Source organism: Catalinimonas locisalis, from assembly GCF_038039535.1.
In the GTDB taxonomy this organism is placed as follows: domain Bacteria; phylum Bacteroidota; class Bacteroidia; order Cytophagales; family Cyclobacteriaceae; genus Catalinimonas.
In genome coordinates, this window is the sequence record NZ_JBBPHP010000010.1 from 175,909 (window position 1) to 191,757 (window position 15,849).

Below are 15,849 nucleotides of genomic sequence, written 5' to 3' on the forward strand. Positions count from 1 at the left end.
AATACAGCCTAAAATAAAACCCATATATTAATTGCTCGTTTTATTTTATATAGTACCTTGCAAAACATAGTACTTTAGCGTTTATTTATCAAAAGTATTTGTTATGGAATACCAGAAAAAGATATTAGGCATCATCTTTATTATAGCCGGAGCTTTACTTATTGTATTTCTCTCGTTGATCACTTCAATTCTTTTTGCTATACCGTTAGTGCCTTTTTCACCACCTATCACTGATATGCCTGGTTTGTTCAAAATTGTTTCTTTGGCAGGTAGTATCATGATGGTTTTGATGCTGGCATTACCTTCCATTATTGTCGGAATTGGACTAATAAGAAAAAGGCATTGGGCGAATGGCTTGATACTACCTTTGGGATGTTTCTATCTGCTATTCTTTCCTTTGGGAACGGCCATAGGAATTTATGGACTAGTAGTTTTCTTCTCCAACCGCCAAAATCAAACATCTTCCCATAACGAATTACACACGTCCTCAACTGTCCATTAATGAACAGCGATGTTCAGATGTGGACATAATGAGAAATAACTATTTTTATTAAAATTCTGATTATCAGCAATTTAAATGCGTGGCATGTATTGTGAAAACACTAAATAAAACCTAACCATAATAACCAATGAGAACTTACCGAATTTTTGCATTAACCTTTCTTTTCTTATGCTGCATGACAGTTTCAATGCAGGCTAAAGAAGTTTATGAAGATCCTTATGTAGTTAAAACTTTTTCAATCAATACCCCTGGAAAACTTATGGTGCGTACCTCGGGAGGTAGCATTTCTGTCTCCGGACACAGTAGCAACAATGTGGAAGTAAGAATGTATGTGAAGAAAAATGGTGCCAGCAGCTGGTTTGGTAGTGATGATAATATTGAAGAGGCTTTGGAAGATTATGACATTTCTATCCGACAGGAAGGGAATACCATATATGCTGAGGCGGAAAGAAGGGGCAGCGGATGGGGAAACAACAATCTCAGCATTTCTTTTGAGCTGGATGTTCCGCATGAAGTTTCTGCCAACCTGAATACCAGCGGCGGGTCAATAAGTATGGCAAGATTAGAGGGAGAGCATGAAGTAAGAACCAGTGGAGGAAGCCTTAATTTTGATGAAATAAAAGGATATACAGACGCACATACATCTGGTGGAAGCATTAATATTGACCAGTATGACGGAGTGATGGACGGAAAAACAAGTGGTGGTTCCATCCGTGCTAATAACTCTAAAGGTGAACTAAAATTGAATACTTCAGGAGGAAGCATAGTATTAGAAGATGTGCGCGGAAGTATTGATGCCCGAACCAGTGGTGGTAGCATTAAAGCTTATGTAAATGACCTGAATGACTACCTGACACTGAAAACAAGTGGTGGAAGCATTAATGCAGTAATACCTGAAGGATTAGGTGTTGATCTGGACCTGAGCGGAAACCGGGTAAATACAAAACTTAGCAACTTCACTGGAGAAGCAGAAAAAAATAATATTGAAGGAAGTATGAACGGTGGGGGAATACCAGTAACCATGAAGACTTCTGGCGGGTCAGTTAACCTTGACTATCACCGTACTTCAGCTTTTAATTAAGAATATGTAGTAATCTGTTGTGTAGTAGTAATAATTCAAGTGCAAAAAATCCTACCAGCTTTGTGTGGGATTTTTTTATAGGAGTTACGCAGACTTCAATCTAAATGGCTGTTTTGACGTAGAACTAACCCTTTTGCTCCGTTACTTTCTTGCTTGATCAAGAAAGTAACTGCGCGGCAGCCGCCAAAGAAATCAAGGAAAAATAATAGCCATACACACAAAACCCACGCAGCAAGCGCAATTTTTCCACCCCTATGCCCATCTTTTTGTCCATAAACTGTTCATGCGTAACTCCAATTTTATACTAAATTTATTTCAACAAGGCTTTTGTAAATCGCTGTTTATTTTTTTCGCAGATAAATGTTTCCGCTAATGGTACTTATGTGAATGGGTGTACCACCTCCGTTTATAGAACCTTGAATCGGTTTTCTCACGCCATAAGTTTCTTCCCTCTTACTATCGTTTGTACTCATATTTAGGTTAAAGTCCGTATAAACTTCCCCACTGATGGAACTAAGCTTAAAGTCAACTTTGGATTCAGAGGGTAAATACATGTCTACGTCTCCGCTCACCACACTGATGGCAATGGGTTTATTGGTATTAATTTGTGCAAAATCAAGTTTAATGTCTCCACTAATGCTGTTTGCCACTACCGGACCGCTGATTCCAAGCAACTCAACATCTTCAGAATGCGCTTTAATTTCAATCTCCCCTTTGATATTATGAATGTAGATATCATCATTTCGGGGGCCAGCCTGTAAACGAATTGTAGTTTGATCAGGAACCTTAAGAATATAGTCAATTTCCTGATGACCAACGCTGATCAGTTGTACCTTGCTTCCTTCTTGGGTAACACTCAAACCAATTCCTGAATTATCCTGTCTGCCATTCGCATAGAGAGCGGTCAGGCCCTTGGCTTTTTCCGGAGGTGCTTCGTAACCATCAGCAGCAATAATAACCTCATCTCCATTATAACCTTCAACTTTAATCTCCCCTCCTTCTATCATTATGGTGAGGAAATTTTCAGAGGAGTTACGCCCAAACGATGTTTTATATTCCTGTGCAACAGATGTTTCTAAAATCAATAAGGATATTAAAAATAATTGTATGGTTTTCATAATGTATAACGAGTAAACTTGGGTCACATTTATAAAAGTTGGCTTAACCCATATTCAGCCTGTTCTCTTACTATCTGATTGAGATCATTTTGTTGTAACAACTGCTGAATTTCGGGTACAGCATCTCTTTCCTTTCTTTCTACCAGAACATCTATTATGGCAATTTGTACATTTGGGTCAGACTGAGAATTCAAAGATTTTTTGAGTGCATTACTGGCTGTGGAGTCAGTAGCAAAGTGTGCCAGAGCTTCCACTGCAGCTAGCCGTACATTGGCATTGGGATCAGCATTTACCGTATATATAAGTGCTTCAAGAATCTGTGTATCAACCTCATCCATAGATTTTGCAGCATTTACAGCCATAATCCTGTCGCTAGCAGAAACCTGGTTCAGTTGGTTAAACATCAGCATACGTTTCATTTCACCCACTTCCTCTTTCAGGGAACTAACTTCCAGGGATGGTGTAGTCTCCTTTTCGTACAAAATACCTCCTCCAAAACCTACAAGCAGAAGTGCAATACTGGCTGCGATCCCAATCAGTCTTTGCAGAGGCAGGCTTTTTTGCCTGATTACTTTTTCTTCTTCCTGATTGATTTTCTGTAAAAAACGGTCTGGCATAAAGAAGTCTTCTTCCTTCTCTTCTCTCAATTCGCTCAGACCTGAGAAAAAGGGCATTTCCCTCTTAAGTTCTTCAGGTATTTCAGCTGATTCAAATACACTTCTCAACTGTGATTCTTCACTCAGGCTAGTTTCTCCTTCATAAAATTTTTCCAGTAACAATTTAATTTCCTGAGCTTCCATAGGCATTAACTTTAGTAAACTGTTCACGAATACTTTTTCTGGCTCTGGATAAACTTACCCTGATATTATTAATACAGAGACCAGTGATTTTTTCAATCTCTTCGTATGAATATTCTTCAATGTCGCGAAGATGAATGATGAGTTTTTGTTGTTCAGGAAGTGCCTGCATAAGTTTAATTAAGACTTCTTTGCTATTATTCTGCTCTGTAATTTTATAGGGGGTGTCATAAGTATGCTCAAATTCGGAGGTATCTCCCACTTCCGTTTTTTTCCAGTGGGCAGATTTGAGTTTATCCAGACACTGATTTTTAGTAATGATCATGGCTAGAGCCTCAATACTCCTGTAATTCTTCAGGTTCTGCCGATTGAGCCATAGTTTCAGTAATACCTCCTGAACGGCATCTTCAGCTTCTTCAGCATTGCCCAGCATTACCTTTGCAAACCGATACAATTTGCCTTGTATCGGAAAGACAGCACTTTTAAAACTTTGAATATTCATTTCAATCAGATAGACGAAGCATAGCAGATAACATTACAGAGATTAACAGATTTTTTTAGAAATATTAAAAATCACTATTTTTTTAATAATCTATGCATGTAATAATATGAGTAATTCACAAAAAGTAAGTAAACGAATGCCCATATATTTAGATAATTAAGTGTTAAATCTAAATATGTCAAAATGAGTAATAATAACTTTGCTTCAAAGGCTTTCCATCTCTTTAAAAATAAGTCTAAAATACTCATTGTAATGCTGCTAGCCACTGTATGGCTAAGTTCATGCCGTAGCCATGTAATGCCTTGTCCTTCTTTTTCACATTTAAACAAAAATGAATCGGGGCAACTGGGAAGCGGTGAGAAATTGAAACTTGATAAACACGGAAGGGTAAAAAATTGAGTTTTTCAGCTATAACTCTGGGTACCACTGGTGAAAAATAGAACTATTACGTCTTTATTACATGCTTTTTGCTATTTACCTGTAATGATCAGCTTAGTGTTGATCTTATTACAGTCAGGAGATGTGCTGGCTCAATCCAAAAAGGACCAACTTCCCACGGTTAAGATTTCAAAGAAAAAGAAAGAGCCCATAAAGATTAAGCCTGGCAAAAAACCACAAAAAACAAAAGATACTTATTCCGGCTCTAAAACCTCTGATAATAATTCTAAGGTCAGAGACGATTATAAGCGCCCTGCTTCTCTGCGAAAACCTGAAAAGAGTAAAGATAAATACCAACGTCCTGCCAGCAAAACGGTAAACTTTGACAACTCTGGAAAAACTGCCAATCAATACCCAAGTCCTCCGGTTGAAGAGGGTCAGGAAAACCAGAATCGCTCTTTTTTCCAACGTATTTTCCATCGTAAATCAGCTTTGGAATTTGAAGGGAATATGAAAAGAAAGAAAAAGGAGGAAGGGACCGAAGGCACTGACTATCAGGTAAAAGTCAAAAAAAGCAAAATTGACTTTGAACAACTTGCTAAAGATCAGCATCTCTATCAGGGTAATATCAGAAAAGCTCCTCCAAAAAGATTAGACAAGCAATTTCAATATAAAGCTGAGTATATGTTCTTTTATGCAGGTGGCAAAAGGGTCCCAAAGCCTGAAAAGCAAGAGAAGATTTCTAAGCAGCAGTCAGCAGACCTTCAAACTGCAGGTTTGTATAAAGTAAAAAAAGAAAAAGACAAAGCAGCCAGTTATACTTCATACCACGGACAAATCAAACTCCCTACGCTTAAGGCCAGAACCAGCCATTACAAAAAGCTTTCCAAAAAGGTGCATCAATATGATGGTGATATCCGTTATCGTAAGCCCGGAAAAGACATGCACCCCAGTGTGTTTCACCTAAAAGCGAAAACGAAAAATTCTTACGAACAAAAAGAGAAATATAGACGTTGGAGATTAATAATTTCGCATATCTTTAAGCAAAGCGATCTTCCTAAAAATGTGAAAGAAAAAGATCGCAAACCAAGATATGATAAAAATGAGAGTGAAATCTGGTATTATTAAAAATCTATGAACTGGAAAAATTTAGACCGTCTAGAGACAATAGAAGAAATTAAAATTAAATCTGAGAATCAACCAATCTTAATATTTAAACATAGCACACGTTGCAGCATCAGCAGCATGGCGCTCAACAGATTGGAAAGAGATTGGAAAAGTGAACTTTCGGAGAGTTCTGATGCATACTTTTTAGATCTGATTAAAAACAGAGATATCTCAAATGCTGTAGCAACTACCTTTAATATTGATCATCAATCACCTCAAGTTTTGATTATCAAATATGGTAAATGTGTATACCACAATTCTCACATGGGAATTTCTTACCGAGAAATAAGTCAGCATTTAGCCAGTGTTGCCTGATCAGAAGGCAAAAGAAACATCTTGATCTATTTCAGGGTTAAGACTTAAAGCCACGGGGCAGCTCAGCGCAGCTTCTTTGAGCATTTTGATTTGTTCATCAGATGCATTGGTTTTCTTTAAACGAAAATCAATCTTGATCTTTGATATTTTACGTGGGCTGGAAGCCATCACTTTTGTAATTTCAGCTTCCAAACCTTCAAGATAAATATCATGCTTCTGAGCTCTGATACCCATGATGGTCATCATGCAACTACAAAGCGACGCACATACTAAATCTGTAGGAGAGAAAGCCTCTCCTTTACCGTTATTATCAGTAGGTGCATCTGTCAGGATTTTGTTCTGAGATTTGATATGAATATTCTCGCAACGTAATTCTCCTAAGTATGTAGACTTTATGGTGATCATCTTCGTTAGTATATTTGTGGTTTAATTGAATTTGATTACATTTAATCATATGGCTGCGGAAAATTACAAAAAAAATAAACTGTTCATACTCTCTTTACTGTGTTTCTTTACGATGTGCAATACCCTTATGGCTCAACAGCAAAGCGACACCTATTCTTACAGCAGAGAGTTTACCTGGGGCATTAGCAAGAATACTAATTCGGGCTTAATAGCTGGTGGAGCTATTAAGTTTAGTAGATTAATAGAAGATAATCGCTTTCAAACTTTCGGATTAGAATTAGTAAATGTCAAGCATCCCAAAGAACTCAGACGGGTTTCACGTACAAGTGGAAACACTTTCATTTTAGGAAAAACGAATCATCTTTTCTCTATTCGTCCAGAGTACGGTCGTGAATGGATAGTCTTCAAAAAAGCTCCCCAGCAAGGTGTACAGGTTAATGCTATTCTTGCAGGTGGCCCTTCCATCGGTATTGTAATGCCATACTATGTACAGTATGCTGAAACTAATAACCGTACAACTACCAGACCATACCGTGATGATTTAGACCCGGGTAGAATTATTGGATCAGGCCCTTTTTTGAAAGGTTTTAGCGAATCAAGCTTGGCTATTGGAGCCAATATCAAGGCCTCCCTTTCATTTGAATTCGGAACATTTAAGAATGATGTAACCGGATTTGAAGCAGGTTTCCAGTTAGAAGCTTTCTCCCGAGATGTAGAAATCGTACCTGTATCCAATCCTAGAAGCATCTTCCCCTCTGCATTTATCATGCTTTTCTACGGAAGCCGCAAGTAATCTGAGGATTTGCTTTCTTAATTCTTGCGGACGAATCATTATTAGGCTTACTTTGTTTTTGACAAAGAAAACAATTACACAGTATATAGAAAATTTAGTATGATTGAATTACCTGTAATACCTGAAGAATCTACTAAAAAAACACGTAAACCCGACTGGTTGAGAGTAAAGTTACCAGTTGGTAAAGAATATGCAAATGTTCGTAAGCTGGTAGATAAATACAAACTTCATACGATCTGTGAGAGTGGAAACTGTCCTAATATGGGAGAATGCTGGGGTAGAGGAACTGCTACCTTTATGATATTAGGAAATGTTTGTACACGCAGTTGTACTTTCTGTGCGGTAGCGACTGGTCGCCCACCTGAATATGATGCTGATGAGCCTAAACGGGTAGCAGAAGCCATCAAATTGATGGGGGTCAAACATGCTGTTATCACTTCAGTTAATCGTGATGAACTTAAAGATCGTGGTGCTGAAATCTGGTACCAAACCGTTAAAGAAGTAAAAAATCTTAGCCCAGAAACAACGATTGAAACTTTAATTCCTGATGTAAAAGGTAATTGGGATGCTTTATATCGTATGATGGAAGGCGGTCAGGAAGTTGTTTCCCACAATGTTGAAACAGTAGAAAGGCTTTACAGGAGAGTAAGACCCCAGGCCAAATATCATAGAAGTTTAGAGCAACTCAAGAGAATTAAAGAGTATGGTATGCGCAGTAAGTCAGGTATCATGCTGGGGCTTGGTGAAACTGATGATGAGGTCTATAAAGCTATGGATGACCTGGTAGAACACGAACTTGACATTCTTACTTTAGGTCAATACCTACAGCCTACCAAAATGCACATAGAGGTTGCTGAATTTATTCATCCTGACAAGTTTGATCATTTTAGAGAAGAAGGACTTAAGCGAGGACTTAAATATGTAGAATCCGGTCCTTTGGTACGTTCATCTTACCATGCTGAAAAACATGTAAATGTCTAAAATTCTTTATTAAACACAATTATTGCTAAAACTGCACGTATTAAAATGTGCAGTTTTTTTATTTTATTACATGCTTACTATCAACTCAAACTCCCTTTCTTGTGTATTTCTGATAAATTCTATGTTTATTATGCATATAAAATAAGTTCAACTTGTGAGAAAGCGTTATGAATAGAAAAGCAACTAAAGCCCTTTATTACGAGATTTGCAGCAGAGTGCATCCCATCAAAGGAATTTATCAGGAAGGTTCAACTGAAAAGGAAAGAATTGTAAAAAACGAACTTGAGGCTTTTAAAGACAACCACCTAAACAAACTAGAAACCAATGCGATTGAGAGGCTCTTCAAATCGCTTGAAGATCAATTGGAAACTGAAGAAAAACTCATGAATTGGTATAAAGCGCTTACAAATTATTATTCTCACGAGATAATCCCTGACACCATTTATATCAAACTGATTACAATTGCTACTCAAAATAAATTTGAGAAAATGCAAGCACTATTAACCCTGCAAAAACAATAAGCTTATAAAAAATGGTTAATATTCGGTTTCAAATGCGAAGGACTAATATTAACCATGAAACTTTTTTTTCAGACACTTACCGAAACCCCAAACAATATTGACAAGACAACCCAGGAAAAAATAGCTTTATACGCTTTAGTTACTATACATTTTTTTGGGATTCTGGGTATTGCATTTCCACCTACCAAACCTTTTTTTGTTTCGGCCACTCCTTTCAGTCTGATTGCTACTTCGTTCATTCTATTTTATTTTCATAAAGATTGGAATGTATCATTTTTTTTCTTTGCTATTATTACCTTCTTAATTGGATACTTTGTTGAAGTAGTGGGGGTTAAAACAGAGCTTATTTTTGGGACGTATTACTATGGCAAAACCCTTGGCTTTAAACTCTTATCTGTCCCAATAATCATAGGACTGAATTGGTTGGTTCTTACTTATGCCAGTGGGGTTATTTCCAGATTTGTTACTAATTCAGCAATACTTGCAAGTTTTATAGGGAGTGCCTTAATGGTTGGCTTAGATGTTTTGATTGAGCCAGTAGCTATTTCCCTGGACTTCTGGAAATGGTCAGGGGGAGTTATTCCTTTAAAAAACTATATAGGATGGTTTATAATATCTTTCCTGTTGCAAATATTATTTCATAAGCTTGAATTTAATAAAAATAATGTATTGGCTAAGCATGTATTTTTTGTTCAAGCAATATTTTTTATCATTTTACAAATTATTATTTAAAAAAATTCTTCAACATATTTGTTTAACGATTGTTCAATAAGAATGAATATAATAAGCAACATTTCATTTTTGATTGTGGGCTTCGTAGGAATGGAATTCTTTTCCTGGTTTATTCATAAGTATATTATGCACGGCCCCTTGTGGAACATTCATAAAACACATCATGTACATTCCGATGGCTTTTTTGAGCTCAATGACCTTTTCTCACTCCTTTTTGGAAGTATAGCCTTCATCCTGATCATCCTTGGGATTCAAAATTTTGATTACAGATTTTGGTTAGGATGTGGAATTACACTTTATGGTTTTTCTTACTTTGCCCTGCATGATATCCTTATACACAGAAGGGTGAAGGTAAAGAAGAAACTCAAGGGAAAATATTTGGCTGGAATAAGTAGAGCGCATCGGGCTCATCATAAAACAAATAAAAAAGATAAAGCTGTATCTTTTGGTTTATTCATTGTTCCAAATAGATATTTTAATAAATAAATTTACAGGAATATATTAAGCATACAAAAGTCCATTGATGTGAGTAACTATTCAATCAGAGATCTAGAACAACTTTCAGGAATTAAGGCCCATACTCTAAGAATCTGGGAACAGCGATACCAGTTTATTGAGCCCAAACGTACTGAGACGAATATTCGCTACTATGATGACAATGATCTTAAACTTATCCTCAATATTGCCTTGCTGAAAGACAACGGATTTAAAATATCCAAAATAGCCGGCATGAAAGAGGAAGAAATGCTTAATGAGGTACTTAGACTTACTGAAAAAAACTTACGCTATCCGGATCAGATTCATGCATTGACTTTAGCGATGATAGATTTGAATGAAGATCGCTTTGAGAAAATTATGGCTACCAATATTCTCAAACTCGGGTTTGAGAGTACCATGATAAATATCATCTATCCTTTTCTTTCAAAAATTGGCGTACTTTGGCAAACGGGAGCCATTAGTCCATCTCAGGAACACTTTATTTCAAATCTGATTAGACAAAAGCTAATCGTAGCCATAGACGGACAATTTGTATCCAACGCTGAAAGCCAACATAAGTATTTACTGTATTTACCGGAAGGAGAACTTCATGAACTTACGCTTCTTTTTCTCTGCTACATAATTAAAGCAAGAAAGAATAAGGTGCTTTACTTTGGTCAAAACTTACCATTTGAGGATCTTAAATCTATCTACAACCACCATAAGCCAGACTATATACTTACTATATTTACTACTAAGCCCCCTGCTAATCAGGTAGATGATTACGTCGAGAAACTAGCTGAAACATTCTCTGAAGCGAAAATTTTATTAAGCGGGTATCAGGTAATCGGAAAAAACTTCAACAATATCAATAATATCATGATGTTCACTCGTATTGACCATATTATTCAGTTTGTTGATGAGAACAATATTCAAAATGTATCTCATCTTTAAGTTTTTAACTCATTATTTTATTCATACTTTTTGGATAAGTTTTATTTAAACAAAACACGTACAGCAATTCTTCGTATACACTATAAACAGACATTGTTTATTTTTTTAACTACTATTTCTTTTAAATGCATTTTTTTAAGCATTGGCATCTTAATTTTATTTTGTTTATCTTAAGGATAATTAATCCTAAACATTTGTTTTTCCTGCATTTTTAGTCTTTCAGGAAAAAAATTGTGAATTTATTTAAAGTGTCTTTAAATAGCTTAAAAGGCATTTTTTTAGATTAATTTTTTGATTCTTTTTATTTTTGTTTAATTTTTTTGTAAATTTAATTAAACATTTTTTCTAATTCTCGTTTAATAGATTAAACGTTTCCTTAAACAAAACCAAGCAAATTTTTTAACCATGACAGCACTTGAATTCAGTTACTCGCTCGACAAAATGTCTAAATCTCTGAAGCCTTTCGCGCTTAAGCTTACTAAAGACATGGAAGAAGCAAATGATCTTCTTCAAGAAACAATTCTCAAAGCGTTCACTAACCGTGATAAATTTACTGATGGTACAAATTTGAAGGCCTGGTTATACACAATTATGAAAAATACTTTCATAACCAATTACCAGCGTATGGTACGCCGTAACACTTTCATAGATACCACCGATAATTTACACTATATCAATAGTACCAGTAGTATCACTGAGAATATGGCTTACTCTAGCTTTGCTATGAGAGATATCAAAAGTGCCATTACAAAATTGGATGATGCTTATAAAACTCCTTTCATGATGCATTATCGTGGATTTAAATACCATGAAATTGCTGACCGTTTAAGCATTCCTATTGGTACTGTAAAGAATAGAATTCATATTGCACGCAAAGAGCTTAAATCTACTTTGAAAAACTACGCTGTAAAGGAGTAGTACAAATAAATGAATGAAAAAAAGTAAAGTAGTAGTTATTGGTTCAGGATTCTCTGGCATATCTGCAGCTACCAATTTAGCGCATAAAGGTTATGATGTCACAATCCTAGAAAAGAACGAATCCGCCGGAGGGAGGGCTCGTTCTTTTTCTGAAAAAGGATTTACTTTTGATATGGGGCCAAGTTGGTACTGGATGCCCGATGTATTTGATAAATATTTTGAGTCTTTTGGTTACTCTACTTCTGACTTCTATGAACTCATCAGATTAGATCCTTCCTATACTGTTATATTTGGTAGAAACGACTTTTTAAATTTGCCAGCATCATTGAGTGAGCTGGCAAACTTATTTGAGACCCTTGAGAAAGGAAGCAGCTCCATGCTTGACAAGTTTTTAAAACAGGCTGCTTATAAATATGAAGTAGGGATTAACAATCTCGTATACAAACCCAGCAGATCAGTATACGAATTTCTAAGCCTCCAATTACTGTATGATATCCTGCGCATGGATGTGTTCAAATCATTCCATAAGCATATCAGGTCTTTTTTCCATGACGACAGGATTATTCGTATCATGGAATTTCCTATATTACTTTTAGGAGCATTACCACAAAATACCCCTGCCCTATACAGTCTGATGAATTATGCAGACATAAAGCTAGGTACCTGGTACCCCATGGGGGGTATGCACAAGATTATTGAAGGAATGCTGAAAGTAGCATTTGACAAAGGAGTAAAGTTAGAATTAAATCAAAATGTAAAAAGTTTTGATTTTGAATCAGGAAAAATTGTCAGCGTAAACACGGAGCATGATGCATTTCAGGCAGACATAGTAATAGCGGGGGCTGACTATCATCATGTAGAAAGTTCGCTCCTGCCTGAAGCTTATCGCAGTTATAGTGATTCCTATTGGGAAAGTAGAAAAATGGCCCCTTCTTCTCTGTTATTTTACGTGGGGATCAATAAAAAACTCAATAATCTTAATCATCATAATTTGTTTTTTGATGAAGATTTTACTCCTCATGCTGAAGATATTTATCAAAATAAAAAATGGCCAAAAAAACCATTATTTTATCTCTCTGTTACTTCTAAAACTGATCCTACTGTAGCTCCGGAAGGTTATGAGAATTTGTTTTTCCTTATACCAGTTGCTCCTGGCCTTGAAGACAATGAAGAAATAAGGGAAAAGTATTATCATATAGTAATGGACCGTTTGGAAGCTTTGAGTGGCCAGGATATAAAAAACGCTGTGGTGTTCAAAAAATCCTATGCTCACAATGATTTTGTAAAAGACTATAATGCTTTTAAGGGAAATGCCTACGGTTTGGCAAACACACTTTTACAGACGGCTATATTAAAACCAAGCATCAAGAGTAAAAAAGTAAATAACCTATATTATACCGGTCAGTTGACTGTACCTGGTCCGGGAGTTCCGCCATCATTGATTTCGGGGAAAGTAGTGGCTGAGGAAATAGCCAAAGAATATAGATAAGCAATCGTCAAGTAAACAATATGCCCAATTTTTATGAACCTCTTTGATCTGACAACTTTTAAATGTAGTAAACTTATTACCGAGCATTACAGCACTTCATTTACACTCGGTATCAAAACATTGCATAAAAGGTTTCACTACCCGATTTATGCAATCTATGGTTTTGTAAGATACGCTGATGAGATCGTAGATACCTTTCATGATCATGACAAAAAAACATTACTGGATAGATTTAGAAAAGAAACATTTCAGGCCATTGAAGAAGGCATAAGCTTAAATCCTGTGATTCATGCTTTCCAAAATGTTGTCAACGAGTACACGATTGAGAATGACCTCATTGATGCTTTTCTAAAAAGCATGGAAATGGACCTTTACATGCAAAACTATAATGATCATAAGTATGAAGAATACATTTACGGCTCAGCTGAGGTTGTAGGCTTGATGTGCCTCAGGGTATTTTGTGAAGGGAATACAACTCTCTACGATCAACTGAAAGAACCCGCCAGAAGATTGGGATCGGCTTTTCAAAAAGTAAACTTTCTGAGAGATATTAAATCTGATTATGTAGAAAGAGGCAGGGTATATTTTCCTGGAGTGGATTTCAGCTCATTTAGCACAAATGCCAAATGTGATATTGAAATTGATATTCAGGATGATTTTGATGCCGCTTACAAGGGAATCTTAAGGCTTCCAAATGGTGCCAAACTGGGTGTTTATCTGGCTTACATCTATTACCTGAATTTATTTAAAAAAATAAAGAATTGCTCCGCTGATAAAATTGCTGAGCAAAGAATCAGAATTCCAGATAACCAAAAACTTGCGCTTCTGGTTAGCACCTATTTCAGAGCTCGCTTCAATTATTTTTAGACCTAAAATTTTTAGACCTAAAAATAATTTTTTGTTGTTCTCAAGTAAACCGTTATAAAAGTATGTTACATCTAAAAGTAGATATTGATCAGAATTCAGGCTTTTGTTTTGGAGTGGTGTATGCCATTGAAATGGCCGAAGATATTTTAGATGAACATCATCATTTGTATTGTCTTGGAGATATTGTTCACAATGATGAAGAGGTTCGTCGCCTTGAAAATAAAGGGTTAAAAATCATCAATCACGACGCACTAAAAAATTTATACAATGAGAAAGTATTGATCCGGGCACATGGTGAGCCACCCTCAACTTATCGCATTGCTTTAGAAAATAATCTTGAACTCATTGATGCATCTTGCCCGGTAGTGCTTAAACTACAAAACCGTATCAGAAACAGTTATGACAAGGATGAAAAAATATATATCTACGGCAAACATGGGCACGCTGAGGTAGAAGGATTGTTAGGGCAAACAGAGCAGCAAGCCGTTGTATTTCAGGATATTAACGAACTGGATATTGCTGAACTTCCCAAAAACATGACCCTGTACAGCCAGACAACAAAAAGCACCGACAAATTTTATGAAATCACAAGTACACTTCGTGATGCCGGAATTGAGGTAAATGCTAATGATACCATTTGCCGTCAGGTCTCCAACCGAGACAAAGAGTTAAGAGATTTTGCAGGAAATTATGATATAATTTTATTTGTATCCGGTACTAAATCGTCGAACGGAAAAGTACTGTATGGTGTATGTAAAGACAAGAATCCAAATACTTACTTTATTTCCAGTGAAAAAGAGATCAAGCCTGAATGGTTTACTCAAGATAATTCAGTAGGGATTTGCGGAGCTACTTCCACCCCTATGTGGCTTATGGAGAAAGTAAAAGAAAAATTGTTAAGTCTATAAATTATCATGGTCTGGTATCGTGAAAAAGGTGTAATTGTTGGGGCAACCATTATTTTCTTATGGTTTGTGAGTTTATTCTGTCTGCTTCAGTTTTTTGAAGTAAGCTGGACAAATCCTCTCACCTATTTTTTCATGTTAGTGCAAGCTCACTTGTATACCGGATTGTTTATTACTGCTCACGATGCCATGCATGGCGCAGTATCTCACACTAAAAATATTAATAACACAATTGGAAAAATAGCGGCGGGTCTTTTCGCATACAATTCTTATAAAAAGCTGTTTCCCAAACACCATATGCATCATCGCTTTGTGGCCACGGACAAAGATCCCGACTATTACCACGGTAATTTTTTCACCTGGTACTTAAAGTTTGCGCTTGAATATGTGAGTATCTGGCAAATTTTATTGATGGCAATTACATACGAATTGCTTTTGCTGGTGTTTCCAAAACCTAATGTGATACTTTACTACATATTACCTTCAATCCTGGCCACTTTACAGCTTTTTTATTTTGGTACTTACCTTCCCCATCGTGGTGAAAAAATTAATAAACACCATTCCTCAACTCAATCCAAAAACCACTTATGGGCTTTTATTAGCTGTTACTTTTTTGGATACCACTATGAACATCACAACGCCCCAGGGGTACCCTGGTGGCAATTGTATAAGGAGAAGGAAAAAATGATTAGGAATTAATCTTCTCTTTTCTTCTACCTCTGTACTTGGGTTGGGCAGCAACTAATAAAGCAGCACCGGCACCAAGCAGAAAACTAGCCAATATAGCTGACCAGGTTTGACTTAAGAATGGTAAAACTTCATCTCTGCCATTCGGATCAAACAAGTCAAATACTAAGTATCCCAGTGCTAAAAATCCAATAATCAAAAATATAATTCCTGTTATTTTCATAAGATTAAAAAGTTTGTTTATAAATACTTAACTGAGT

General features: G+C 36.2%; 20 protein-coding genes. 14 read left to right on the top strand and 6 right to left on the bottom strand.

Going from position 1 to position 15,849, the window contains the following annotated elements; all coding sequences use genetic code 11:
* Positions 1 to 81: 81 nt before the first annotated feature.
* Positions 82 to 309 carry a hypothetical protein gene (locus WJR50_RS15230; protein ID WP_341294156.1) on the bottom strand — a complete coding sequence of 76 codons (228 nt, stop codon included), beginning with the start codon at positions 307 to 309 and terminating at the stop codon, positions 82 to 84.
* Positions 310 to 629: 320 nt separating this feature from the next.
* Between WJR50_RS15230 and WJR50_RS15235 the strand changes: the two genes are divergently transcribed.
* Positions 630 to 1,583 carry a DUF4097 family beta strand repeat-containing protein gene (locus tag WJR50_RS15235; protein WP_341294157.1) on the top strand — a complete coding sequence of 318 codons (954 nt, stop codon included), beginning with the start codon at positions 630 to 632 and terminating at the stop codon, positions 1,581 to 1,583.
* A gap of 341 nt (positions 1,584 to 1,924) precedes the next feature.
* Here WJR50_RS15235 and WJR50_RS15240 read toward each other — a convergent pair whose 3' ends face one another.
* From WJR50_RS15240 to WJR50_RS15250, 3 genes are read right to left on the bottom strand one after another with little or no spacing between them, the layout of a single operon-like run.
* A complete protein-coding gene (locus WJR50_RS15240) occupies positions 1,925 to 2,701 on the bottom strand; it encodes a DUF4097 family beta strand repeat-containing protein (protein WP_341294158.1) in 777 nt (258 codons plus the stop codon).
* A gap of 29 nt (positions 2,702 to 2,730) precedes the next feature.
* A complete protein-coding gene (locus WJR50_RS15245) occupies positions 2,731 to 3,501 on the bottom strand; it encodes a HEAT repeat domain-containing protein (RefSeq protein WP_341294159.1) in 771 nt (256 codons plus the stop codon).
* Positions 3,482 to 4,000: a GFO_1088 family ECF-type sigma factor gene (locus tag WJR50_RS15250; protein ID WP_341294160.1), complete on the bottom strand. Its 519-nt coding sequence runs from the start codon at positions 3,998 to 4,000 to the stop codon at positions 3,482 to 3,484. The genes WJR50_RS15245 and WJR50_RS15250 overlap by 20 nt, the downstream gene beginning before the upstream one ends.
* Before the next feature lie 483 nt (positions 4,001 to 4,483).
* Here WJR50_RS15250 and WJR50_RS15255 point away from each other — a divergent pair, with 483 nt between their 5' ends.
* Together WJR50_RS15255 and ytxJ are read left to right on the top strand one after the other, a co-directional pair.
* Positions 4,484 to 5,506, top strand: coding sequence for a hypothetical protein (locus tag WJR50_RS15255; protein WP_341294161.1), 1,023 nt, complete (start codon positions 4,484 to 4,486; stop codon positions 5,504 to 5,506).
* 6 nt (positions 5,507 to 5,512) lie between these two features.
* Complete coding sequence (ytxJ, locus tag WJR50_RS15260) at positions 5,513 to 5,860, top strand: bacillithiol system redox-active protein YtxJ (RefSeq protein ID WP_341294162.1); 348 nt, start codon at positions 5,513 to 5,515, stop codon at positions 5,858 to 5,860.
* On the opposite strand, the gene WJR50_RS15265 is transcribed toward ytxJ, so the two are convergent.
* Complete coding sequence (locus WJR50_RS15265) at positions 5,861 to 6,265, bottom strand: OsmC family protein (protein ID WP_341294163.1); 405 nt, start codon at positions 6,263 to 6,265, stop codon at positions 5,861 to 5,863. It lies immediately after the preceding gene.
* 127 nt (positions 6,266 to 6,392) lie between these two features.
* Between WJR50_RS15265 and WJR50_RS15270 the strand changes: the two genes are divergently transcribed.
* From WJR50_RS15270 to WJR50_RS15320, 11 genes are all read left to right on the top strand, one after another.
* Positions 6,393 to 7,058, top strand: coding sequence for a hypothetical protein (locus tag WJR50_RS15270; RefSeq protein ID WP_341294164.1), 666 nt, complete (start codon positions 6,393 to 6,395; stop codon positions 7,056 to 7,058).
* 99 nt (positions 7,059 to 7,157) lie between these two features.
* Positions 7,158 to 8,039 carry a lipoyl synthase gene (gene lipA / locus WJR50_RS15275; protein ID WP_341294165.1) on the top strand — a complete coding sequence of 294 codons (882 nt, stop codon included), beginning with the start codon at positions 7,158 to 7,160 and terminating at the stop codon, positions 8,037 to 8,039.
* 167 nt (positions 8,040 to 8,206) lie between these two features.
* Positions 8,207 to 8,560 carry a hypothetical protein gene (locus WJR50_RS15280; protein WP_341294166.1) on the top strand — a complete coding sequence of 118 codons (354 nt, stop codon included), beginning with the start codon at positions 8,207 to 8,209 and terminating at the stop codon, positions 8,558 to 8,560.
* Between the two features lie 54 nt (positions 8,561 to 8,614).
* Entirely contained in the window at positions 8,615 to 9,292 is a 678-nt protein-coding gene (locus WJR50_RS15285; RefSeq protein WP_341294167.1) for a carotenoid biosynthesis protein, read from the top strand.
* Between the two features lie 42 nt (positions 9,293 to 9,334).
* Positions 9,335 to 9,778 (top strand): sterol desaturase family protein, encoded by a 444-nt coding sequence (locus WJR50_RS15290; protein ID WP_341294214.1) that lies wholly within the window; start codon positions 9,335 to 9,337, stop codon positions 9,776 to 9,778.
* Between the two features lie 39 nt (positions 9,779 to 9,817).
* Positions 9,818 to 10,723 (top strand): MerR family transcriptional regulator, encoded by a 906-nt coding sequence (locus tag WJR50_RS15295; RefSeq protein WP_341294168.1) that lies wholly within the window; start codon positions 9,818 to 9,820, stop codon positions 10,721 to 10,723.
* Between the two features lie 405 nt (positions 10,724 to 11,128).
* Positions 11,129 to 11,641, top strand: coding sequence for an RNA polymerase sigma factor (locus WJR50_RS15300; RefSeq protein WP_341294169.1), 513 nt, complete (start codon positions 11,129 to 11,131; stop codon positions 11,639 to 11,641).
* 13 nt (positions 11,642 to 11,654) lie between these two features.
* Positions 11,655 to 13,130: a bifunctional phytoene desaturase/3,4-desaturase gene (gene crtID, locus WJR50_RS15305; protein ID WP_341294170.1), complete on the top strand. Its 1,476-nt coding sequence runs from the start codon at positions 11,655 to 11,657 to the stop codon at positions 13,128 to 13,130.
* A gap of 33 nt (positions 13,131 to 13,163) precedes the next feature.
* Entirely contained in the window at positions 13,164 to 13,997 is an 834-nt protein-coding gene (locus WJR50_RS15310) for a phytoene/squalene synthase family protein (protein ID WP_341294171.1), read from the top strand.
* A gap of 62 nt (positions 13,998 to 14,059) precedes the next feature.
* A complete protein-coding gene (locus tag WJR50_RS15315; RefSeq protein WP_341294172.1) occupies positions 14,060 to 14,905 on the top strand; it encodes a 4-hydroxy-3-methylbut-2-enyl diphosphate reductase in 846 nt (281 codons plus the stop codon).
* A gap of 6 nt (positions 14,906 to 14,911) precedes the next feature.
* The gene (locus WJR50_RS15320; RefSeq protein WP_341294173.1) at positions 14,912 to 15,601 is read left to right on the top strand and encodes a fatty acid desaturase; all 690 of its coding nucleotides are present in this window, start codon (positions 14,912 to 14,914) and stop codon (positions 15,599 to 15,601) included.
* Here the strand turns inward: WJR50_RS15320 and WJR50_RS15325 are convergent.
* On the bottom strand, positions 15,591 to 15,812 hold the full coding sequence (locus WJR50_RS15325) for a hypothetical protein (protein WP_341294174.1): 222 nt from the start codon (positions 15,810 to 15,812) through the stop codon (positions 15,591 to 15,593). The two genes, WJR50_RS15320 and WJR50_RS15325, sit on opposite strands and share 11 nt — an antisense overlap.
* Between the last annotated feature and the right edge of the window lie 37 nt (positions 15,813 to 15,849).